Source organism: Rhizobium sp. NPDC090279 (assembly GCF_044769665.1).
In the GTDB taxonomy this organism is placed as follows: domain Bacteria; phylum Pseudomonadota; class Alphaproteobacteria; order Rhizobiales; family Rhizobiaceae; genus Rhizobium.
The window spans coordinates 182,241-198,959 of record NZ_JBIVYI010000004.1 but is presented as its reverse complement, the minus strand read 5'-3'; the positions used below and the strand labels follow the sequence as shown (position 1 = coordinate 198,959).

Genomic DNA, 16,719 nt, shown 5'->3' with positions numbered 1-16,719 from the left:
CGCGTTCAAGTACGCGGGCCGAGGGCGAGGGAGGGCTCCATGGAAGACGTGCCAAGACGAAAGAGAAGTCTGGGAAGGGCGCTCGTTGCCGCGCTGATTGCCATCATTGTCGTGATCGGTGGCCGCTGGTACGCCTATGTCGCTTATGCCGACAATCCGTTCGATGAGGTCGGCATCGGTCTCAACTCGATGATGCCAGGACCCATTCGCGACAAGGGCTGCGCAATGCTGAAGGCACGCTTCGAGCAAAAGACGCTGCCGCCGGCCGGTTGTGGTGTCAACGGCAACTGGTAACCCTCGTTTTCTCGATCGTAAGCTGGCGAAAAAAGAAAAGCCGGCTAGGCCGGCTTGAGCGGTGCAAGGCAATGACGGGGATCTTTGCCTGCGCCAGAAAAGAACTTCATGTTGCAATGATGATGCACGCAATATGAATGCGAGGACAATAAATCGGCCAATAATACAGGCGCTTACGGTGTCGCCAAGAGGCGTTGGGCGGAGTTGCGACAAACGTTGCTCACCTAAGGAGCTATATGCCCGACGAAGGTCACGATTTGATGACAGCTTATTTGTCTTAAACGAACACTGTGTTTCACTACCGCGGGGTGGTAAAAGCTCAAGACCGGCTATATAGCGTGCAAACGCCGCGAAATTCATCATAAAAGCCGGACTTTGCCGCATCATGGCTGCGATTATTTCCATACGCAATCTCACGAAAACATATGCCAACGGATTCCAGGCCTTAAAAGGCATCGATCTCGACATCGAGCGGGGCGAAATCCTGGCGCTGCTCGGGCCGAACGGTGCGGGCAAGACGACGCTGATTTCCATCGTGTGCGGGATCGCCAACCCGAGCGGGGGCTCGGTAACGGTTGGCGGCCATGATGTCGTGCGCGATTTTCGCGCCACCCGCAGTCTGATCGGCCTCGTTCCGCAGGAGCTGACGACCGATCAGTTCGAAACCGTCTGGAACACTGTGAGCTTTTCGCGCGGGCTTCATGGTAAGAAGCCGAAGCCGGAATACATCGAGAAGATACTGCGTGATCTCTCTCTTTGGGAGAAGAAGGACAACATGCTTCGCCAACTTTCCGGCGGTATGAAGCGGCGCGTCCTCATCGCCAAGGCGCTCTCGCACGAACCGGAGATCCTTTTCCTCGACGAGCCGACGGCCGGTGTCGACGTGACGCTGCGCAAGGACATGTGGCATGTGGTCGAGCGCCTGCGCGCTTCCGGCGTCACGATCATTCTGACGACGCATTACATCGAGGAGGCCGAGGAGGCGGCCGATCGTGTCGGTGTCATCAATGGCGGCGAGCTGTTGCTGGTGGAGGAGAAGAAGGCGCTGATGGCCAAGCTTGGCCGCAAGCAGCTCATTCTCGATTTGAGCGAGCCGCTGGCAGCTATCCCACACTGTCTTGACGGCAATGGGCTTTCGCTCGGACCGAACGGCATGACGCTGATCTATGATTTCGACGCCCAGCACGAGCAATCGAGCATTGCGGCCCTGCTGTCGAAACTGGCCGAGCAGGGAATTCATTTCAAGGACCTCTCGACGCGCCAGAGCTCGCTCGAGGATATTTTCGTATCGCTCGTGGGGGCAAGCAAATGAACTTCGAAGCGGTCAAGTCCATCTATTCCTTCGAAATGGCTCGCACGAGCCGCACGCTGCTGCAGAGCGTCGTTTCGCCGGTCATTTCCACGTCGCTCTATTTCATCGTCTTCGGTGCGGCGATCGGATCGCGCATCAATCTGGTCGAAGGCGTTTCCTATGGCGCGTTCATCACGCCGGGCCTGATCATGCTGACGCTGCTCGGCCAGTGCATCAGCAACGGTTCCTTCGGCATCTATTTCCCGAAATTCACGGGTACGATCTACGAGGTGCTGTCGGCGCCTGTCGCCATGACCGAGATCGTTCTCGGATATGTCGGCGCGGCGGCGACCAAGGGCATGCTGATCGGTCTCATCATTCTCGCCACCGCAAGCTTCTTCGTCGATATCAGGATCGAGCATCCTTTCATGATGATCCTGTTCTTCGTGCTGACGGCCATAACCTTCAGCCTGCTGGGCTTCATGATCGGCATATGGGCCGGGAATTTCGAGCAGCTGAACCTGATCCCGATGTTGGTCGTGCCGCCGCTCACCTTCCTCGGCGGCAGCTTCTACTCGATCAACATGCTCCCGCCTTTCTGGCAGACGGTCAGCCATCTCAATCCGGTTCTCTATCTCGTCAGCGGCTTCCGCTGGAGCTTCTATGGCATCGCCGACGTCAATCCGGTGCTGAGCCTTGCCATGATCACGCTCTTCCTCGTCATCTGCCTGGTCGTTCTCGGATGGATCTTCAGGACCGGCTATCGGTTGAGGAACTGATGGCGGTGCTGGACGGGTGGGGCTACTGCATAATTCCTTAAATCGGAATCGATTTAAGGACAAAATTAAGCAGCAGATTTAAAGTGTTACAGCGACCTTTGCGCGTCATATTTGATGCGCGGCGCTGTAATGAAGCTTGCGGCTTTCTTAGAGCCGCAAGACAATCGTTGAAGAGGCGGTCCCATGTCGCAGTCCCATCCCAGCCAGTCGCTATCCCAAGCACTCTCCCGGCTCGATCAACTGACCAACTGGGAGCGCAAGCCGCGCGGGGAGATGCGGGTCGGTCTTGAGCCGATGCTCGATCTCATGCAGCGGCTCGGCAATCCTCATCGGAGCTTTCGCGCCATCCATGTCGCCGGCACCAAGGGCAAAGGGTCGGTCTCGGCGCTTCTCGAAGCCGGATTGCTGCGGGCGGGGTGGCGGGTCGGTCGTTATGCGTCGCCGCATGTCGACCGTGTGAACGAGCGTGTCAGTGTTCTCGGCATGGAGGTCGAGGACGATGCGCTGGCCAAGGCGATCATGCAGGTTCTGGACAGCTACGAGAGCGCGAAGCAAGCCGTGACCGCTGGAGAGGATGCCACCTGGTTCGATGTGATAACAGCTGCCGCCTTCGTCGTGTTCAGAGATGCCGGTTTGAACTGGGTCGTGGTCGAGGTCGGCCTTGGCGGCAGGCTGGATTCGACGAATGTGGTCTTTGGCGAAGTGGCCATCGTCACCAATATCGGGCTAGAGCATACAGAAATTCTGGGGACTACGCGCGAGGCGATCGCTCGGGAGAAGGTCGGCATATTGAAGCCCGGTGCGACGCTTGTCACCACGCTCGCAGCCGGCGACGCGGCGGGACAGGTCTTGCAGCAGCGTGCCGATGAACTCGGTTGCGAGGCACTTCGAACCGACCTTCCGGCAGATGCGACGATTGCGGAGACGAATATCGCGCTGGTCGGTCTGGTGTTCGATCACTTGGGTCGGCGAGGTGAGACCGTGCGGGACGCAAGCGCAAGGAGGCAGCCGATCGGCGCTTGGCTGCTCGAACCAGCCGTTGTCGAAAAGGCACGTCTGCCGGGGCGAATGGAGCGGTTCGATTTCACCCTGCCGCCTGCGCTGCGAAATGGACGTCAGACCCTGCCCATCGTCATGGATGGTGCGCATGTGCCGTTCAATATCGAGGCTGTGTTGCGCGATATCACGCGCTCGGCGGATGTCGGCGGAGATTGTGTCGCGATCGTCGTGCTGGCATCCGACAAGGATGCGCCCGGCTTTCTGGAGGTGCTGTCCCGATATGTGGCCCATGCGGTCTTCACGGAAGCATCCGGGTCGGGTCGTGCCCATGCGGCGAAGGAGTTGGAAGCGTTGGCGACCTCGATGGGGATGGCTTGCGAATCCGAGCCGGACCCACAGAAGGCGTTGGATCTGGGCGTTGCGAAGGCTTCCGAAGGTGGCGGCTGGATACTGGTGACGGGCTCGCTCTATCTTGTGGGCGCGCTGCGCGGCACGGTCCTCGGGAGTGCCGAGTGACGACGGACATCGTGATCAGACCGGCTCTCATCGATGATGTCGCTGAGATCGCCAGGCTGCATCGCGCGGTCTGGTGCGACGCCTATCGCGATCTCGCGCCCGCCGATGTTTATCAAGCGCTCGACGAGGATTTCCGTCGCGTGCGATGGGCCAATATGCTCGCCAATCCCCGCAAACATCAGCGCGTGCGCCTGGCGGTGCAGGGGGAGCGGCTCGTCGGCATCGGCGCGATTGCGGCGCCGTCCGAGCCGGCATTCGAGGGACGTGGCGAGATCAAGTCGCTCTATATTGATTCCTCCGTCAAACGTCAGGGGCTCGGTCGCCGCATGATGCGGGATATGGCTGTTGAACTGGCGTCGATAGGATATTCGGCTGCAGGGCTCGGCGTCGTGGTCGGCAACGAACCGGCGATCGATTTCTACCGCAAGATCGGAGGGCGATTGATCGGTCAATATACCGATCCAGGCCCGCTCTGGCGCTCCGACAATCTCATCTTCGCATGGGACGACCTGTCTCTTCTGATCGGATAGTCCTATGCGAGCTGGCCTGGACTGATTTCTTCAGGCTGCGGCCCGCTTGCGCGGCGCGATGGTCATCGCCATGACGCCTGCCACGACACAGACGAGGCCGATGGCTGCCGTCGGCGACAGGGGCTCTCCGAGGAAGACCACGCCGATGCCGACGCCGATGGGGACACGTAGATAGGCTTGCGCCGTCGTGCCGACCGAGCCCAGGGTCTGGATGAGCCGGAAATAGATGCTGAAGGCCAGCGCGGTGGAGACGACCGACAGGCCGAGCAGCGCCAGGATCGAAGCCGTCGATGGTGCGATCTGCCAGGGATGCTCGAAAACCACGCTCGCGGGTATGAGAAGCGCAGCGCCGCAAAGCAACGAGCCGGCCGCCGGCATCATCGGATCGAGCCCCTTGAAATTGCGGCCGAACAGCGCCGCGCAGGCATAGCAGATCGATGCTACGACGACGGCGAGTTGTGGCAGCAGCTGGCGGCCCATGCCATGCAGCGCATCGATGCCGATAATCAGGCAAATGCCCGCCATGCCGGCAAGCACGCCGAAAAGCTTGCGTCCCGTCAGCGGCTCGCTGCGCAGCAGGAACGCGGCGATCAGGAAGGCGAAGATCGGCGTCGTGGAATTCAATATGGTCGCAAGACCGGCATCGACAGTCTGTTCCGCCCAGGCGATCAGCGTGAAGGGAATGGCGCTGTTGAGGCAGGATTGAATGAGAAAGCGCTTCCAGGTGGCCGCATCCCTCGGCAGGCTCAGGCCGCGCCAGCGGATGATCGCGAACAGAACGACACCGGCGATCAAGGTGCGGGCAGCGATCAAGGTGATCGGCGGAATGGTCGCCACCCCGACACGGATGAAGGTGTAGGACGCGCCCCAGCAGGTCGCGAGCGCGAGGAGAAGCAAAAGTTCGGTCGTCAGGTTGGGTCTTGCTGGTGTCATTAGTGTTTCACTCTTCATGCGGTTCGGACATGCCGTCTTTTAGAGTGAAGAGAGGGGCGAATGCTTCGGTCCCAACCGAACTATCGCATGCGATAGCATTTCCCTCAGTCGCGCAGCCGAAGTTCGTCGGTCTGCATCTGCATCGATCCTAGGGTTTCGAGAAAACTCATCCCGAGCAGGCTCTGGTCGAGCTTGCCGGCTTCGGCCACGCTCGCCTCGACATCCCTGCGCTTGATCGGGCCGATTGCCACCGAGCCGAGTTCCACGGGGGCTGCCCTGGCGCGGCCGTTGGCGGTTAACACTGTCTGGGAATAGGTGAGGTTTTCCGGAATGATGCCGACGCGCTCGGCGTCTTCCTGCGACAAGGCGATGGTGCTGGCGCCAGTGTCGATCAGCATGTCGATCGGCTGGCCGTTGATCATGACCCGGGCTTCGAAATGCCCGTTCGAACGCTTGTGAAGGATGACTTCCTGCCCGCCTTCGCTCGTCGTGACGACGACCGCATGGCCGGGCATCAGGCCGGCGAAGACGCGACTTCCGACCTGTTCGGCATCGCGTCGATAGATATAAGCGGTCGCGAGCGCCATGATGATGACCAGCCAGATCAGGAGATTGCGGATCGACTGGCTGACCGTTTGGCGGCTTGCCCAGACGGCGGCGCTCATCATCAGCGCGATCGGCAGGAGATAGACGACACGGGCAAAGTCGTCATTGTGCATGCCGAAGGTTGTGCCGGTATTATTGTTGAAGATGAGCAGTGCGAGACCGATGCCGAGAATGGCGAGAACGATGTTCAAGCGGTTCATACGGCACTGCGCTCCCGTGCCATTTTTTGGCGGCGGGTTTCCCGGCGTGGCTTGCGCTCGACCCTGGTCAGACGCTCCGGAAGTGCCAGCATGATCTCGCGGCGCTCGTCGTCGCTATAGCCCATCCAGGCGCCGATTTCGGCGGCCGTGCGGCCGCAACCGAAGCAATAGCCGGTATTTAGGTCGATGGAGCAGACGAGGATGCAGGGTGTCAGCATGAGATCATATATCGATGCTTCAAACGCACATGGCAAGAGTACACAGGGAGGCGATCTCGCAAATCTGCTGGGTCGCGCCGATGGTATCGCCTGTGTGGCCGGCCAATTTTTGGCGCACATATCGGGTGGCAAGAAATGTCGCGGCACTTGTTGCGAGAAGGCAGCCAATGAGCGCCGGAACGCCTATCGCAGGCCAAACGAGCAGCACGGCGAGGCCGAGTGCGGCGATCAGCGCCAGTTGCATGGCATCGCCATCCGGCTTGCCCGCCGATGCTGCGAGCCCATCCGCTTTGGCCGGCGGCAGCGCGTACCAGTGCCAGACCATTGCGCCGCGGCTGAGGGCGGCGGTTGCGAGAATTGCGACCGGGGCCTCGGAGGCCGGCAGTTCGCGCGCGAGGGCTGCAAGCGCTGCCGCGCGCAAGCCGAAGGACAGGATAAGCGCAGCTGCGCCATAGGTGCCGATGCGGCTATCCTTCATGATTTCGAGCGCCCGCTCGCGATCCTTGCCGCCGCCAATCCCGTCGGCGGTGTCGCTCAGCCCATCCTCATGAAGAGCACCGGTTGTGACCGTCTGTACTGCGAGCGCCAGCAGCGCCGCCATCAAAGGATCGGCGTTGACGGCAAGCAGCGTGCCGAAGGTCAGCGCCGCCGGCAGCACGATGAGCAAGCCGGCAAGGGGAAAGCTGCGGGAAACGCGCGCGAGCGTGCCGTCATGGCCCTCGAAGAAGGATGCCGGCACGGGGATGCGGCTCAAGAAAGCAACGGCGCGCGCGGTGTCACGCATATATTCCCGCATTTCTTCTTCTCCCCGCCATGGGCGCGACAGCATCGGGCGCTTTTGGAGTTGTTCGCACCGATTCCGAAGACTAATAGAGTCGCACGCAAAGAACCTGATTTGAGACTAAAAGACAAGGAACGCATTCATGAGCGTCAGCGGCCTCCCATTCGACGATTTCCGCGCATTGCTACGCGAGCTTCCGGGACCGGATGCCCGGGCGCTCGTGGCGGCGCGCGAACGTGATGCGCAGCTCACCAAGCCGCCGGGCGCGCTCGGAAGGCTCGAGGAGATCGCCTTCTGGCTGGCGGCCTGGACCGGACGTTCTCCGGCCGTGACCCGGCCTCTGGTGGCGATCTTCGCTGGCAATCACGGTGTCACCAAGCAGGGGATTACGCCGTTTCCGCCTTCCGTCACGCAGCAGATGGTGGAAAACTTCGCCGCCGGCGGAGCAGCGATCAACCAGATCTGCGTCGCCTACGACCTCGGTCTCAAGGTCTTCGACCTCGCACTCGATTTTCCGACGGGCGACATCACGGAGGAGCCGGCGCTCAGCGAGCGCGATTGCGCCGCGACCATGGCCTTCGGCATGGAGGCTATTGCCGGCGGCACCGATCTGCTCTGTATTGGCGAAATGGGCATTGGCAATACCACGATCGCCGCGGCCATTCACTACGCGCTCTATGGCGGTAAGGCGGAAGACTGGGTCGGCCCAGGCACCGGTTCCGAAGGCGAAATGCTAAAGCGCAAGATCGCCGCCGTCGAGAAGGCGGTCGCGCTGCACCGCGACCATCTGTCTGATCCGCTCGAAATCATGCGTCGCCTCGGCGGTCGCGAGATTGCTGCGATGGCCGGCGCCATCCTTGCCGCGCGCATGGAGCGCATCCCGGTCATCATCGACGGCTACGTCGCGACGGCCGCCGCCTCGATTTTGAAGGCAGCCAATCCTTCGGCTCTCGATCATTGTCTGATCGGTCACGTTTCTGCGGAGCCGGGCCATCTGCGCTCCATCGAGAAGCTCGGCAAGACGCCGCTTCTGGCGCTCGGCATGCGGCTTGGCGAAGGCACCGGCGCCGCGCTGGCCGCCGGCATCGTCAAGGCTGCGGCCGCATGCCATTCCGGCATGGCGACGTTCGAAAGCGCCGGCGTGACCAACAAGCATTAGAAAATCGGAGCGGCGAGATGTTGAAATAGGCGTTTCGCCGCTAATTTTCCTGTCGATGACCGGTTTTCGTCATAAATCTGCAATGAATCTTGAGGTCGACGAGCGGTGTCGCCTTGCTTCGCCCACGGTGAGGCGGTATTCGCAAGGCATCCAGATTGCAACCGGGACAATACGGGCGGAGCGCGAATGGCTGAATTTTCAAAATCAGCGGTCACCAAGGAGACCGGGTTTCGGCACTTTTTCGCCGCTGCCGGCTATTCCTGGGGCGGGTTTCAACGGTTGCTGCAGGAATCCGCCTTTCGCCAGGAGCTTCTTTTTGCCGGGGTGGGACTGATCCTGTTGATCGCCGTCGGCGCGACCATCGGCGAGATCGTCATTGCCATGGTGCTGTTTCTCGGCGTGTTCGCGGTCGAGGCCATGAATACGGCGGTGGAAGAGGTGATCGACCGTATTTCGCCCGAGATTTCCAATGTCGGCAAGCATGCCAAGGATCTTGGCTCGTTTGCCGTTCTCTGCATGCTGGTCGCTTCTGGAATTTACCTGCTTTACGTCATCGGCAGCCATCTGCTGTTCCGCTAGACATGGAATCTGAGTTTCGCTTAGGCGAAACTCTTCTTGCGCCGCTCGACGAGCGGGGCGTCCTCGACCGCTGGCAGGCTTTGCAGCACGCGCTTCGCCGGTAATATGGCGATGACCTCGGTGCCTTCTCGCAGCTTGGATTTCAGCATGAACTGACCGTCGTGCTTGGCCAGAATGGCCTGCACGATCGGCAAGCCCAGGCCCGTGCCCTGTTCGGCGCTCTTGATGGCGATGGAGCCCTGGCCGAAGGCTGAAAGCACCACAGGAATTTCCTCTTCGGGAATGCCGGGGCCGTTATCCTTGATCGCCACATATTCACCGCCGCCGGCCGTCCAGCCGACCTTGACGCTGATCTCGCCGCCCTGCGGGGTGAACTTCACCGCATTCGACAGAAGATTGAGGATCACCTGGCGCATGGATTTCTCATCGGCCCAGACGGAGGGCAGCTGCGCTTCGAATTGCGAGGAGATCGAGATGTTCTTGCCGCGGGCGCGCAGCTGCACCATGCCGATGCAATCCTCGGCAATGTCGAGGAGGGAAATCGCTTCCTCGTTCAATTCGTATTTGCCGGCCTCGATGCGCGAGAGGTCGAGGATTTCGTTGATCAGATTGAGCAGGTGCTGGCCGGACCGGTGGATATCGGTGGTGTATTCGCGATAGGTCGGATTGTTGAGCGGCCCCATGACCTCCGCCGACATGACTTCGGAAAAGCCGAGAATGGCATTCAGCGGCGTTCTGAGCTCATGCGACATCGAAGCGAGGAAGCGCGACTTGGCGAGATTTGCCTCCTCGGCGCGCCGTCGTGCTTCGTCCGACATGGATTTCGCAACCTCCAGCTCCGCAATCAGGTCGTCCTTTTCCGATTGGAAGAAGAGGATCTTCAGGTTCGACTGATACATGCGGTTGGTGATGAAGGTGAAGAATATCACAGCAACCGAGATGGCTGCGGTGAGGGCGATATCGGAAGGTCTTCGCGTCAGGATGGCCGTTACAACCAGCGCCACGGTTGCCGGCGCGAAGGAAAACGGAACGGCCCGCGGCAGCATGAAGCTGGACATTGCCGTGATACAGATCGCCACGAGCAAGGTCGTGCCCTTGTAGAAGGCGAAACTATCGCCACCACAGGTCGAACAATTCTGCATGGTGAAGAGCGCCCAGCAGAAGCCGACGAGCAATTGCCCCAGCAAAAGCAGCTGTCGCCACTTTCTGGCGCTTTCGGCCGACATCTCCTGTTTCTTTGCCCGCCGGCCGATCAGCATGTTGATGGCATGCGCCGTCAGGATCGGAATGGTCCAAAAGAGGATGCTCGCGTCATGCGTCAGGTAGACGCCGAGAACCGCAACGACGATGACGAAGATCGGCACGACGGCGGCACCCTGCCGCAAAGTGTCGATATGCATCATCATGAGTTCGCGGTCGAAATTGCGGCTATGGCCACTCTGCAGGCGCTCGCGCGTTTGCCGCACGGCCTTCGACACAGCCCGGTTACGGTGACTGCGCGATCGGTCGACAATGTTTTTATCTGTCGATGTGCTGACGCCGGTGCTCATGGTTACATTGAAACTTGGCCTGCTTGAGACTACACACTAGCTTCCAAACCTTAAGAAGATGCTGCGTCGAAATGTTTTGTTTGCCATCTTCGCCAAGGATTTGTTCTTGAAGGAGGCAACAACGTGATGCGGTCTGGCCGCCTGTTTCGTGACGGCGTGGCCACTTTCGCGTTGCTTGCTATTCTTGCATTATTCGCGTTGAAGATGAATAATCGACCGGAACTTGTTCAAAACGGCAGCTTTTATGTCATCGATGGCGATACGCTTTCCACCAATGGCGAGCGCCTGAGGCTCAAAGGGATCGATGCTCCCGAATATAGGCAGCGCTGCCAGCGTAACGGCGCGGACTGGGCTTGCGGCGAGGAAGCGCGCAAGGCGCTTGCCACAATGATTAAGACCGGAGCGCCCGAATGTCGGGGGCGCGAGAGGGATGGCTATGGTCGCCTGCTGGTGACTTGCGTTGTCGGGGATCTCGATATCAACGCCGCGATGGTGCGCAATGGCATGGCGGTTTCCTATGGTGCCTATGCCAGTGAGGAGCGCATCGCGCGGCAGGCGAAAGCCGGACTTTGGGCCGGTGATTTCGAAAGGCCGAGCGACTATAGGCGCGAAGAGCATATGGCGCATGGCGAGGAACGCGATCCGATAGCAGGATTGTTCGGCTATCTGCGCGAACTTGTCGGGTGGAGCACGCCATGACGCAGGAGAGTGAGTTGCAGGCCTTGCGTTCAGCGATTGCTGCCTGTCGTCTCTGTCGGGACGCGCCGGCCAAGGGGGAGGCGGATCGCTTGCCGCATGAGCCGCGGCCGGTTGCCACGCTGTCGGCGACGGCCCGGATACTGATTGCGGGGCAGGCGCCGGGATTGCGCGTTCACGAGAGCGGCCTGCCGTTCAACGATGCCTCCGGAGATCGTTTGCGGCAGTGGCTCGCGGTCGATCGCGAGAGTTTCTACAATCCGGATCATTTCGCCATGATGGGCATGGGCTTCTGTTTTCCCGGCTATGATGCGGCGGGGAGCGACCTGCCGCCGCGCAAGGAGTGCGCGCCGCTGTGGCGGCAGCGGGCGATGGACGCGATGCCGCAGATCGAATTGATCCTGACGATCGGTCAATATGCGCAGGCCTGGCACCTTGGCGCGCAACGCATGGGTTCCATGACCGAGACGGTCGCGGAGTGGCGTCGCTATCTTCTGACCAACCGGTCGCCCGCAGTTCTGCCATTACCGCATCCGAGCTGGCGCAACAGTGGGTGGTTGAAACGCCATCCCTGGTTCGAGGCGGAGCTGCTTCCCGTATTACAAGAACGTGTGAAAATCCTGATCTCTTGAAAAATGGTTCTTTTCTCGTCCTTAAAATAGGCTATAGAGAGAATATAATTCGAAGGGATGCTTAAAATGGACCGTCTTGACCGCAAAATCCTGCGCCTCCTGCAGGAGGATTCCACTCTGGCCGTGGCCGACCTCGCCAAGAAGGTCGGGCTGTCGACGACGCCATGCTGGCGCCGCATCCAGAAGATGGAAGAGGATGGCGTCATTCGCCGTCGCGTGGCGCTGCTCGATCCCGAAAAGGTCAACACCAAGGTCACGGTTTTCGTATCCATCCGCACCAACAGCCACTCGATCGAATGGCTGAAGCGCTTTTCCGAAGTGATCGCCGATTTTCCGGAAGTCGTCGAATTCTATCGCATGAGCGGTGATGTCGACTATCTGTTGCGGGTCGTGGTTCCCGATATTGGCGCCTATGACGCCTTCTACAAGCGCATGATCGCCAAGATCGAAATCCGTGACGTATCCTCGGCCTTTGCGATGGAGCAGATCAAGTATTCGACGGAACTGCCGCTCGATTATATGCTGCTGGAAAATGCCAAGTCCAACGAGGACTGATATGAGCTGAGCGCCGCTTTCATGAGGCGCTCAGCAGATGCCGCCAATTTGCGGCGACTCTCTATTTCTTGTCCAGCCGCGCAAGCAATGAGGAGGTATCCCAGCGATTGCCTCCCATAGCCTGGACATCGCCGTAGAACTGATCGACGAGGGCTGTGAGCGGCAGCTTGGCCTGGTTGCGGCGGGCCTCATCCAGCACGATGCCGAGATCCTTGCGCATCCAGTCCACGGCGAAGCCGAAATCATATTTGCCGGCATTCATGGTCTTGTGGCGGTTCTCCATCTGCCAGGAGCCGGCGGCACCCTTGGAAATGACCTCCACAACCTTTTCGATATCGAGCCCCGCCTGCTTGCCGAAGTGAATGCCCTCGGCCAGGCCCTGGACGATGCCGGCAATGCAGATCTGGTTGATCATCTTGGTCAGCTGACCGGCGCCGGCCGGTCCCATCAGGCCGACCATGCGGGCATAGGCGTCGATGACGGAGCGGGCTTTCTCGAACACGGCCTCATCGCCGCCGCACATGACGGTCAGCACGCCATTTTCCGCGCCGGCCTGTCCGCCGGAAACCGGCGCGTCGATGAAGTCGACGCCCTTTTCCTTGGCGGCTGCGTAAAGCTCGCGGGCGACTTCGGCGCTTGCGGTCGTGTTGTCGATGAGAACGGAACCTGTCTTCATGGTTGAAAGGGCACCGCCTTCGCCCGTGGTCACCGAGCGCAGATCATCGTCATTGCCGACGCAGACGAAGACGAAATCGGCACCTTCGGCGGCTTCAGCCGGCGTCGGGGCGAATTTGCCGTCATATTGCTTGGCCCATGCCTCGGCCTTGGCGATAGTGCGGTTGTAGACGGTGACGTCATGCCCGCCCTTGACCTTCAGATGTCCGGCCATGGGATAGCCCATGACACCCATGCCGATGAACGAGACCTTTGCCATTTCATAACTCCGTGACCGAATTTGTTTCGAAGGCTTAGCGGAAAGGCCAGGGAGACGAAAGACCGATTTGTCGGGCAACTTGTCACCATGGCATATGATTTGAAATTTCATTTCTATTTTTAGCTAATGTAGGAATGAAATTTCGTTATCGGCGTGAATCTTCATAATATCCTTTGTCGATATAATCTATGGATTTGCGATCTTAGGCTATCGACAACAAGCCGATGGCAGCGGAAGCGCCGAGGCCTCATAAAAAGGTATCTTCGATGATTTCGCGCAGACAGACACTCGGCCTCCTCGGGGCCACAGCCGCCGCCTTCGCATTGCCCTCGATCCGGCCGGCGCGTGCCGCCGCGGCGACGACGCTTCGTATCGGCTGGCAGAAGAACGGCGTATTGGCGTTGGCGAAACGCAAGGGGGCGCTGGAAAAGCGGCTCTCCGATCGTGGCATCTCGGTCGAATGGTCCGAATTCACATCCGGTCCGCCGCTGCTTGAAGCGCTTGGCGCCGGCGCGCTTGATTTTGGCGCCACGGGCGATGTGCCGCCGCTGTTTGCGCAGGCTGCAAACGGCAATCTGCTCTATGTCGGTCTCTATACCGGCAGCCCCGAGAGCTCGGCCATTCTCGTGCGCAAGGATTCGCCGATCCAGACGCTTGCCGATCTCAAGGGAAAGAAGGTCGCCTTCAAGCGCGGCTCCAGCGCCCACAACGTCACCGTCAAGGCATTGCGCAAGGGTGGGCTGACGATCAACGACATCCAGGCGCTCGATCTCGCACCGCCGGACGCCTCTGCCGCCTTCAAGACGGGCGCCATCGATGCCTGGTCCATCTGGGACCCCTATCTTGCCATCGCGGAAGCCGATCCGGACACGCGCATCCTGACGACAGCGCGAGGAATCGTCGATTCCTTCAGCTATTTCCTGGCGAACGGCGATTTCACCAAGGACAACCCGCAAGTCATCGTCGATGTCATCGATGAATTGGCCAAGGTTGGGGCGGCTGCCCAGTCCAATCTCGACGACACGGTTACGGCACTCTCCGAAATCACCGGCGTTCCCGCTGATGTGACGCGGGTGACGCTGACGCGCCCGGGCGGCGATCTCGGCGGCGTCGCGACGATCACCGATGCGGCGGTGGCTTATCAGCAGGGACTGGCCGACGAATTCTATAATCTCGGCATCGTTCCGAAGAAGCTCAACATCACGGACATCGTCTGGCGGCCGAAGGCGAGCTGAGGCGACAAAGCCGCCTGCGGATGCGGTCTGCACCCGAAACACTAAGGGTGCAGGCTCTTTCGGCAAAAATATTTCGTCTGACACCGGCGATTAGAAAATCCATATTGTCGATATAATCAATAGTCTATGTCACTATCCGGATTGAACATCGGCAGTGGCTCCCGACCACGCGCATCCAGAAGGCAGGAAAGCTTCATGACCGCGATCGCAAAACCCATCGATTTCCTCTGGTTCATTCCGACCTCCGGCGACGGCACCTATCTTGGTACGACGGATCTCAATCGCGGGCCGGAGATCGGCTATCTCCAGCAGATCGCGCAGGCGGTTGACAGGCTTGGTTATACCGGCGTGCTTTTGCCGACCGGCGTTTCCTGCGAAGAGTCCTTCGTGACGGCTGCAGCGCTTTCGGCCCATACGCAGAAGCTGAAGTTCCTGGTCGCGATACGGCCAGGTACGGCGTCGCCTGCCTATTATGCGCGCCTTGCCTCGACGCTCGATCGCGTTTCGAACGGCCGCGTGCTGCTCAACATCGTCGTTGGCGGCAGCCCGGCAGAGCTGGCGGGCGACGGCATTCATCTCGAACACGACGAACGCTACGCCCATGCCGACGAGTTTTTCCATGTCTGGGAGGAGTTGCTGGAGAAGGGGTCCTCGACGTTCAATGGCAAATATATCACGGCGACGAATGCAAAGCTCGGCTTGCCGCCGGTGCAGTCGCCACGCCCGCCGCTTTATTTCGGTGGTTCTTCCGATGCCGGCATCGAGTTCTCTGTTGGCCGCGTCGACAAGTACCTGACCTGGGGCGAGCCGCCGGCGCAGGTGGCCGAAAAGATCGAGAAGGTGCGGACCGCCGCTGCCAAGCGCGGACGCGAGGTCAGCTTCGGCATCCGCCTGCATTTCATCGTCCGCGAGACGGATGAAGAGGCATGGGCAGCGGCCGACAAGCTGATTTCCAAGCTCGACGACGAGACGATCCGCGAGGCACAGGAACAGTTCGTCAAGCAGTCCGACTCCGTCGGCCAGAAGCGTATGGCAGCGCTGCATGGCGGCCGCCGCGACAAGCTCGAAGTATCGCCGAACCTCTGGGCCGGTGTTGGCCTTGTGCGCGCCGGTGCCGGCACGGCTCTGGTCGGTTCGGCGAAGACGGTCGCTGCAAGGCTGCGTGAATATCAGGAGATCGGCATCGAAACCGTGATCGGCTCCGGCTATCCGCATCTGGAAGAGGCCTACCGTGTGGCAGAGCTTCTCTTCCCTGAATTGGGATTGAACCGCGAGGAGCAGCGTGCCGGCTTCCGCAATGAGTTCGGTGCCAAGCAGATTTTTGCCGGCGGCAGCCATGGCGGCAATCTGAAAGTCGTTTCCGGCTCGTAACGCTATCCTTCCAAGGAGACTCCCATGTCGGCATTCGACACGTCCTTCGTCCGCGTGGGCTCGGAACGGCGCACGCGCCCGGCCAAGGTTGCACGGCAGACCATCTCGCTTCAGAGCTTTCTGCCGTTCCTGCTGCCGGTCGTCGTCATTGCGGCATGGCAGCTCGGTTCATCGTTCGGATGGATTTCCAACCGCATCATGCCGTCGCCTGCGGCGGTCGTGGTCGCCTTCTGGCAGACGACGATCTCCGGACAGCTGCCGAACAACATCCTCGTCAGCGCCGGCCGCGCTTTTGCGGGGCTCTTGGTCGGAGGCTCGATCGGCTTTCTGCTCGGCATCGCCAATGGCGTGTCGCGGCTGTCGGAACAGCTGACCGACACCACCTTGCAGATGCTGCGGACCATTCCGCACCTCGCCATGGTGCCGCTGGTCATTCTCTGGTTCGGGATCGGCGAGGAATCGAAGCTGTTTCTGACGGCGCTCGGCGTGCTCTTCCCGATCTATCTCAACACCTATCACGGCGTTCGCAATGTCGATCGCGGTCTGATCGAGATGGGACGGGTCTACGGGATGAGCAACTGGACGCTATTCCGGAAGGTCATCTTCCCGGCTGCGCTTCCGTCCATTCTCGTCGGGCTGCGCTTCGCCCTCGGCATCATGTGGCTGACGCTCATCGTCGCGGAATCGATCGCGGCATCGTCGGGCATCGGCTATATGGCCAACAACGCCCGCGAGTTCGGCATGACCGACGTCGTCGTCCTGACGCTGGTGATCTACGCCATCCTCGGCAAGCTCGCCGATGTCGTCGCGCGGACGATCGAGCGCAGGGCCTTGCGCTGGAACCCGGCCTATCAGAATTGA

General features: G+C 60.3%; 19 protein-coding genes. 13 read left to right on the top strand and 6 right to left on the bottom strand.

The window, feature by feature from the left end; all coding sequences use genetic code 11:
• Positions 1–39: 39 nt before the first annotated feature.
• From ACIQWP_RS11650 to ACIQWP_RS11630, 5 genes are all read left to right on the top strand, one after another.
• A complete protein-coding gene (locus tag ACIQWP_RS11650) occupies positions 40–294 on the top strand; it encodes a hypothetical protein (protein WP_402786667.1) in 255 nt (84 codons plus the stop codon).
• Positions 295–679: 385 nt separating this feature from the next.
• Entirely contained in the window at positions 680–1,606 is a 927-nt protein-coding gene (locus tag ACIQWP_RS11645; RefSeq protein WP_402786664.1) for an ABC transporter ATP-binding protein, read from the top strand.
• Positions 1,603–2,364, top strand: coding sequence for an ABC transporter permease (locus ACIQWP_RS11640; RefSeq protein ID WP_402786661.1), 762 nt, complete (start codon positions 1,603–1,605; stop codon positions 2,362–2,364). The genes ACIQWP_RS11645 and ACIQWP_RS11640 overlap by 4 nt, the downstream gene beginning before the upstream one ends.
• 183 nt (positions 2,365–2,547) lie before the next feature.
• Positions 2,548–3,879, top strand: coding sequence for a bifunctional folylpolyglutamate synthase/dihydrofolate synthase (locus ACIQWP_RS11635; protein ID WP_402786658.1), 1,332 nt, complete (start codon positions 2,548–2,550; stop codon positions 3,877–3,879).
• A complete protein-coding gene (locus ACIQWP_RS11630; RefSeq protein WP_402786655.1) occupies positions 3,876–4,409 on the top strand; it encodes a GNAT family N-acetyltransferase in 534 nt (177 codons plus the stop codon). The genes ACIQWP_RS11635 and ACIQWP_RS11630 overlap by 4 nt, the downstream gene beginning before the upstream one ends.
• Positions 4,410–4,439: 30 nt before the next feature.
• Here the strand turns inward: ACIQWP_RS11630 and ACIQWP_RS11625 are convergent, their stop codons facing one another.
• From ACIQWP_RS11625 to ACIQWP_RS11610, 4 genes are all read right to left on the bottom strand, one after another.
• On the bottom strand, positions 4,440–5,342 hold the full coding sequence (locus tag ACIQWP_RS11625; protein WP_402786652.1) for a DMT family transporter: 903 nt from the start codon (positions 5,340–5,342) through the stop codon (positions 4,440–4,442).
• A gap of 104 nt (positions 5,343–5,446) precedes the next feature.
• Entirely contained in the window at positions 5,447–6,148 is a 702-nt protein-coding gene (locus ACIQWP_RS11620; protein WP_402786649.1) for a TIGR02281 family clan AA aspartic protease, read from the bottom strand.
• On the bottom strand, positions 6,145–6,366 hold the full coding sequence (locus ACIQWP_RS11615; RefSeq protein ID WP_402786646.1) for a DUF1289 domain-containing protein: 222 nt from the start codon (positions 6,364–6,366) through the stop codon (positions 6,145–6,147). Before ACIQWP_RS11615 ends, ACIQWP_RS11620 begins: the two co-directional genes overlap by 4 nt.
• Positions 6,367–6,385: 19 nt before the next feature.
• Complete coding sequence (locus ACIQWP_RS11610) at positions 6,386–7,162, bottom strand: adenosylcobinamide-GDP ribazoletransferase (RefSeq protein ID WP_402786644.1); 777 nt, start codon at positions 7,160–7,162, stop codon at positions 6,386–6,388.
• Between the two features lie 127 nt (positions 7,163–7,289).
• On the opposite strand from ACIQWP_RS11610, the gene cobT reads away from it, so the two are divergent.
• Both cobT and ACIQWP_RS11600 read left to right on the top strand, forming a co-directional pair.
• A complete protein-coding gene (gene cobT, locus ACIQWP_RS11605; protein WP_402786641.1) occupies positions 7,290–8,306 on the top strand; it encodes a nicotinate-nucleotide--dimethylbenzimidazole phosphoribosyltransferase in 1,017 nt (338 codons plus the stop codon).
• A 186-nt stretch (positions 8,307–8,492) separates the two neighbouring features.
• Complete coding sequence (locus ACIQWP_RS11600; protein WP_402786638.1) at positions 8,493–8,885, top strand: diacylglycerol kinase; 393 nt, start codon at positions 8,493–8,495, stop codon at positions 8,883–8,885.
• A 20-nt stretch (positions 8,886–8,905) separates the two neighbouring features.
• On the opposite strand, the gene ACIQWP_RS11595 is transcribed toward ACIQWP_RS11600, so the two are convergent.
• Entirely contained in the window at positions 8,906–10,435 is a 1,530-nt protein-coding gene (locus ACIQWP_RS11595; protein ID WP_402786635.1) for a sensor histidine kinase, read from the bottom strand.
• A gap of 123 nt (positions 10,436–10,558) precedes the next feature.
• Here ACIQWP_RS11595 and ACIQWP_RS11590 point away from each other — a divergent pair, with 123 nt between their 5' ends.
• From ACIQWP_RS11590 to ACIQWP_RS11580, 3 genes are all read left to right on the top strand, one after another.
• Positions 10,559–11,134, top strand: coding sequence for a thermonuclease family protein (locus tag ACIQWP_RS11590; RefSeq protein ID WP_402786632.1), 576 nt, complete (start codon positions 10,559–10,561; stop codon positions 11,132–11,134).
• Entirely contained in the window at positions 11,131–11,763 is a 633-nt protein-coding gene (locus tag ACIQWP_RS11585) for a uracil-DNA glycosylase family protein (RefSeq protein WP_402786630.1), read from the top strand. Before ACIQWP_RS11590 ends, ACIQWP_RS11585 begins: the two co-directional genes overlap by 4 nt.
• Positions 11,764–11,829: 66 nt before the next feature.
• Positions 11,830–12,318 (top strand): Lrp/AsnC family transcriptional regulator, encoded by a 489-nt coding sequence (locus ACIQWP_RS11580; protein WP_402786627.1) that lies wholly within the window; start codon positions 11,830–11,832, stop codon positions 12,316–12,318.
• 61 nt (positions 12,319–12,379) lie between these two features.
• Here ACIQWP_RS11580 and ACIQWP_RS11575 read toward each other — a convergent pair whose 3' ends face one another.
• The gene (locus ACIQWP_RS11575) at positions 12,380–13,363 is read right to left on the bottom strand and encodes an NAD(P)-dependent oxidoreductase (protein ID WP_402786624.1); all 984 of its coding nucleotides are present in this window, start codon (positions 13,361–13,363) and stop codon (positions 12,380–12,382) included.
• Positions 13,364–13,518: 155 nt separating this feature from the next.
• Here ACIQWP_RS11575 and ACIQWP_RS11570 point away from each other — a divergent pair, with 155 nt between their 5' ends.
• The 3 genes from ACIQWP_RS11570 to ssuC all read left to right on the top strand — a co-directional run bounded on the left by ACIQWP_RS11570 (position 13,519) and on the right by ssuC (position 16,719).
• The gene (locus ACIQWP_RS11570) at positions 13,519–14,487 is read left to right on the top strand and encodes an aliphatic sulfonate ABC transporter substrate-binding protein (protein ID WP_402786621.1); all 969 of its coding nucleotides are present in this window, start codon (positions 13,519–13,521) and stop codon (positions 14,485–14,487) included.
• 195 nt (positions 14,488–14,682) lie between these two features.
• Positions 14,683–15,858, top strand: a complete 1,176-nt coding sequence (gene ssuD / locus ACIQWP_RS11565) for an FMNH2-dependent alkanesulfonate monooxygenase (protein WP_402786618.1) — start codon at positions 14,683–14,685, stop codon at positions 15,856–15,858.
• 24 nt (positions 15,859–15,882) lie between these two features.
• On the top strand, positions 15,883–16,719 hold the full coding sequence (ssuC, locus tag ACIQWP_RS11560; protein ID WP_402786615.1) for an aliphatic sulfonate ABC transporter permease SsuC: 837 nt from the start codon (positions 15,883–15,885) through the stop codon (positions 16,717–16,719).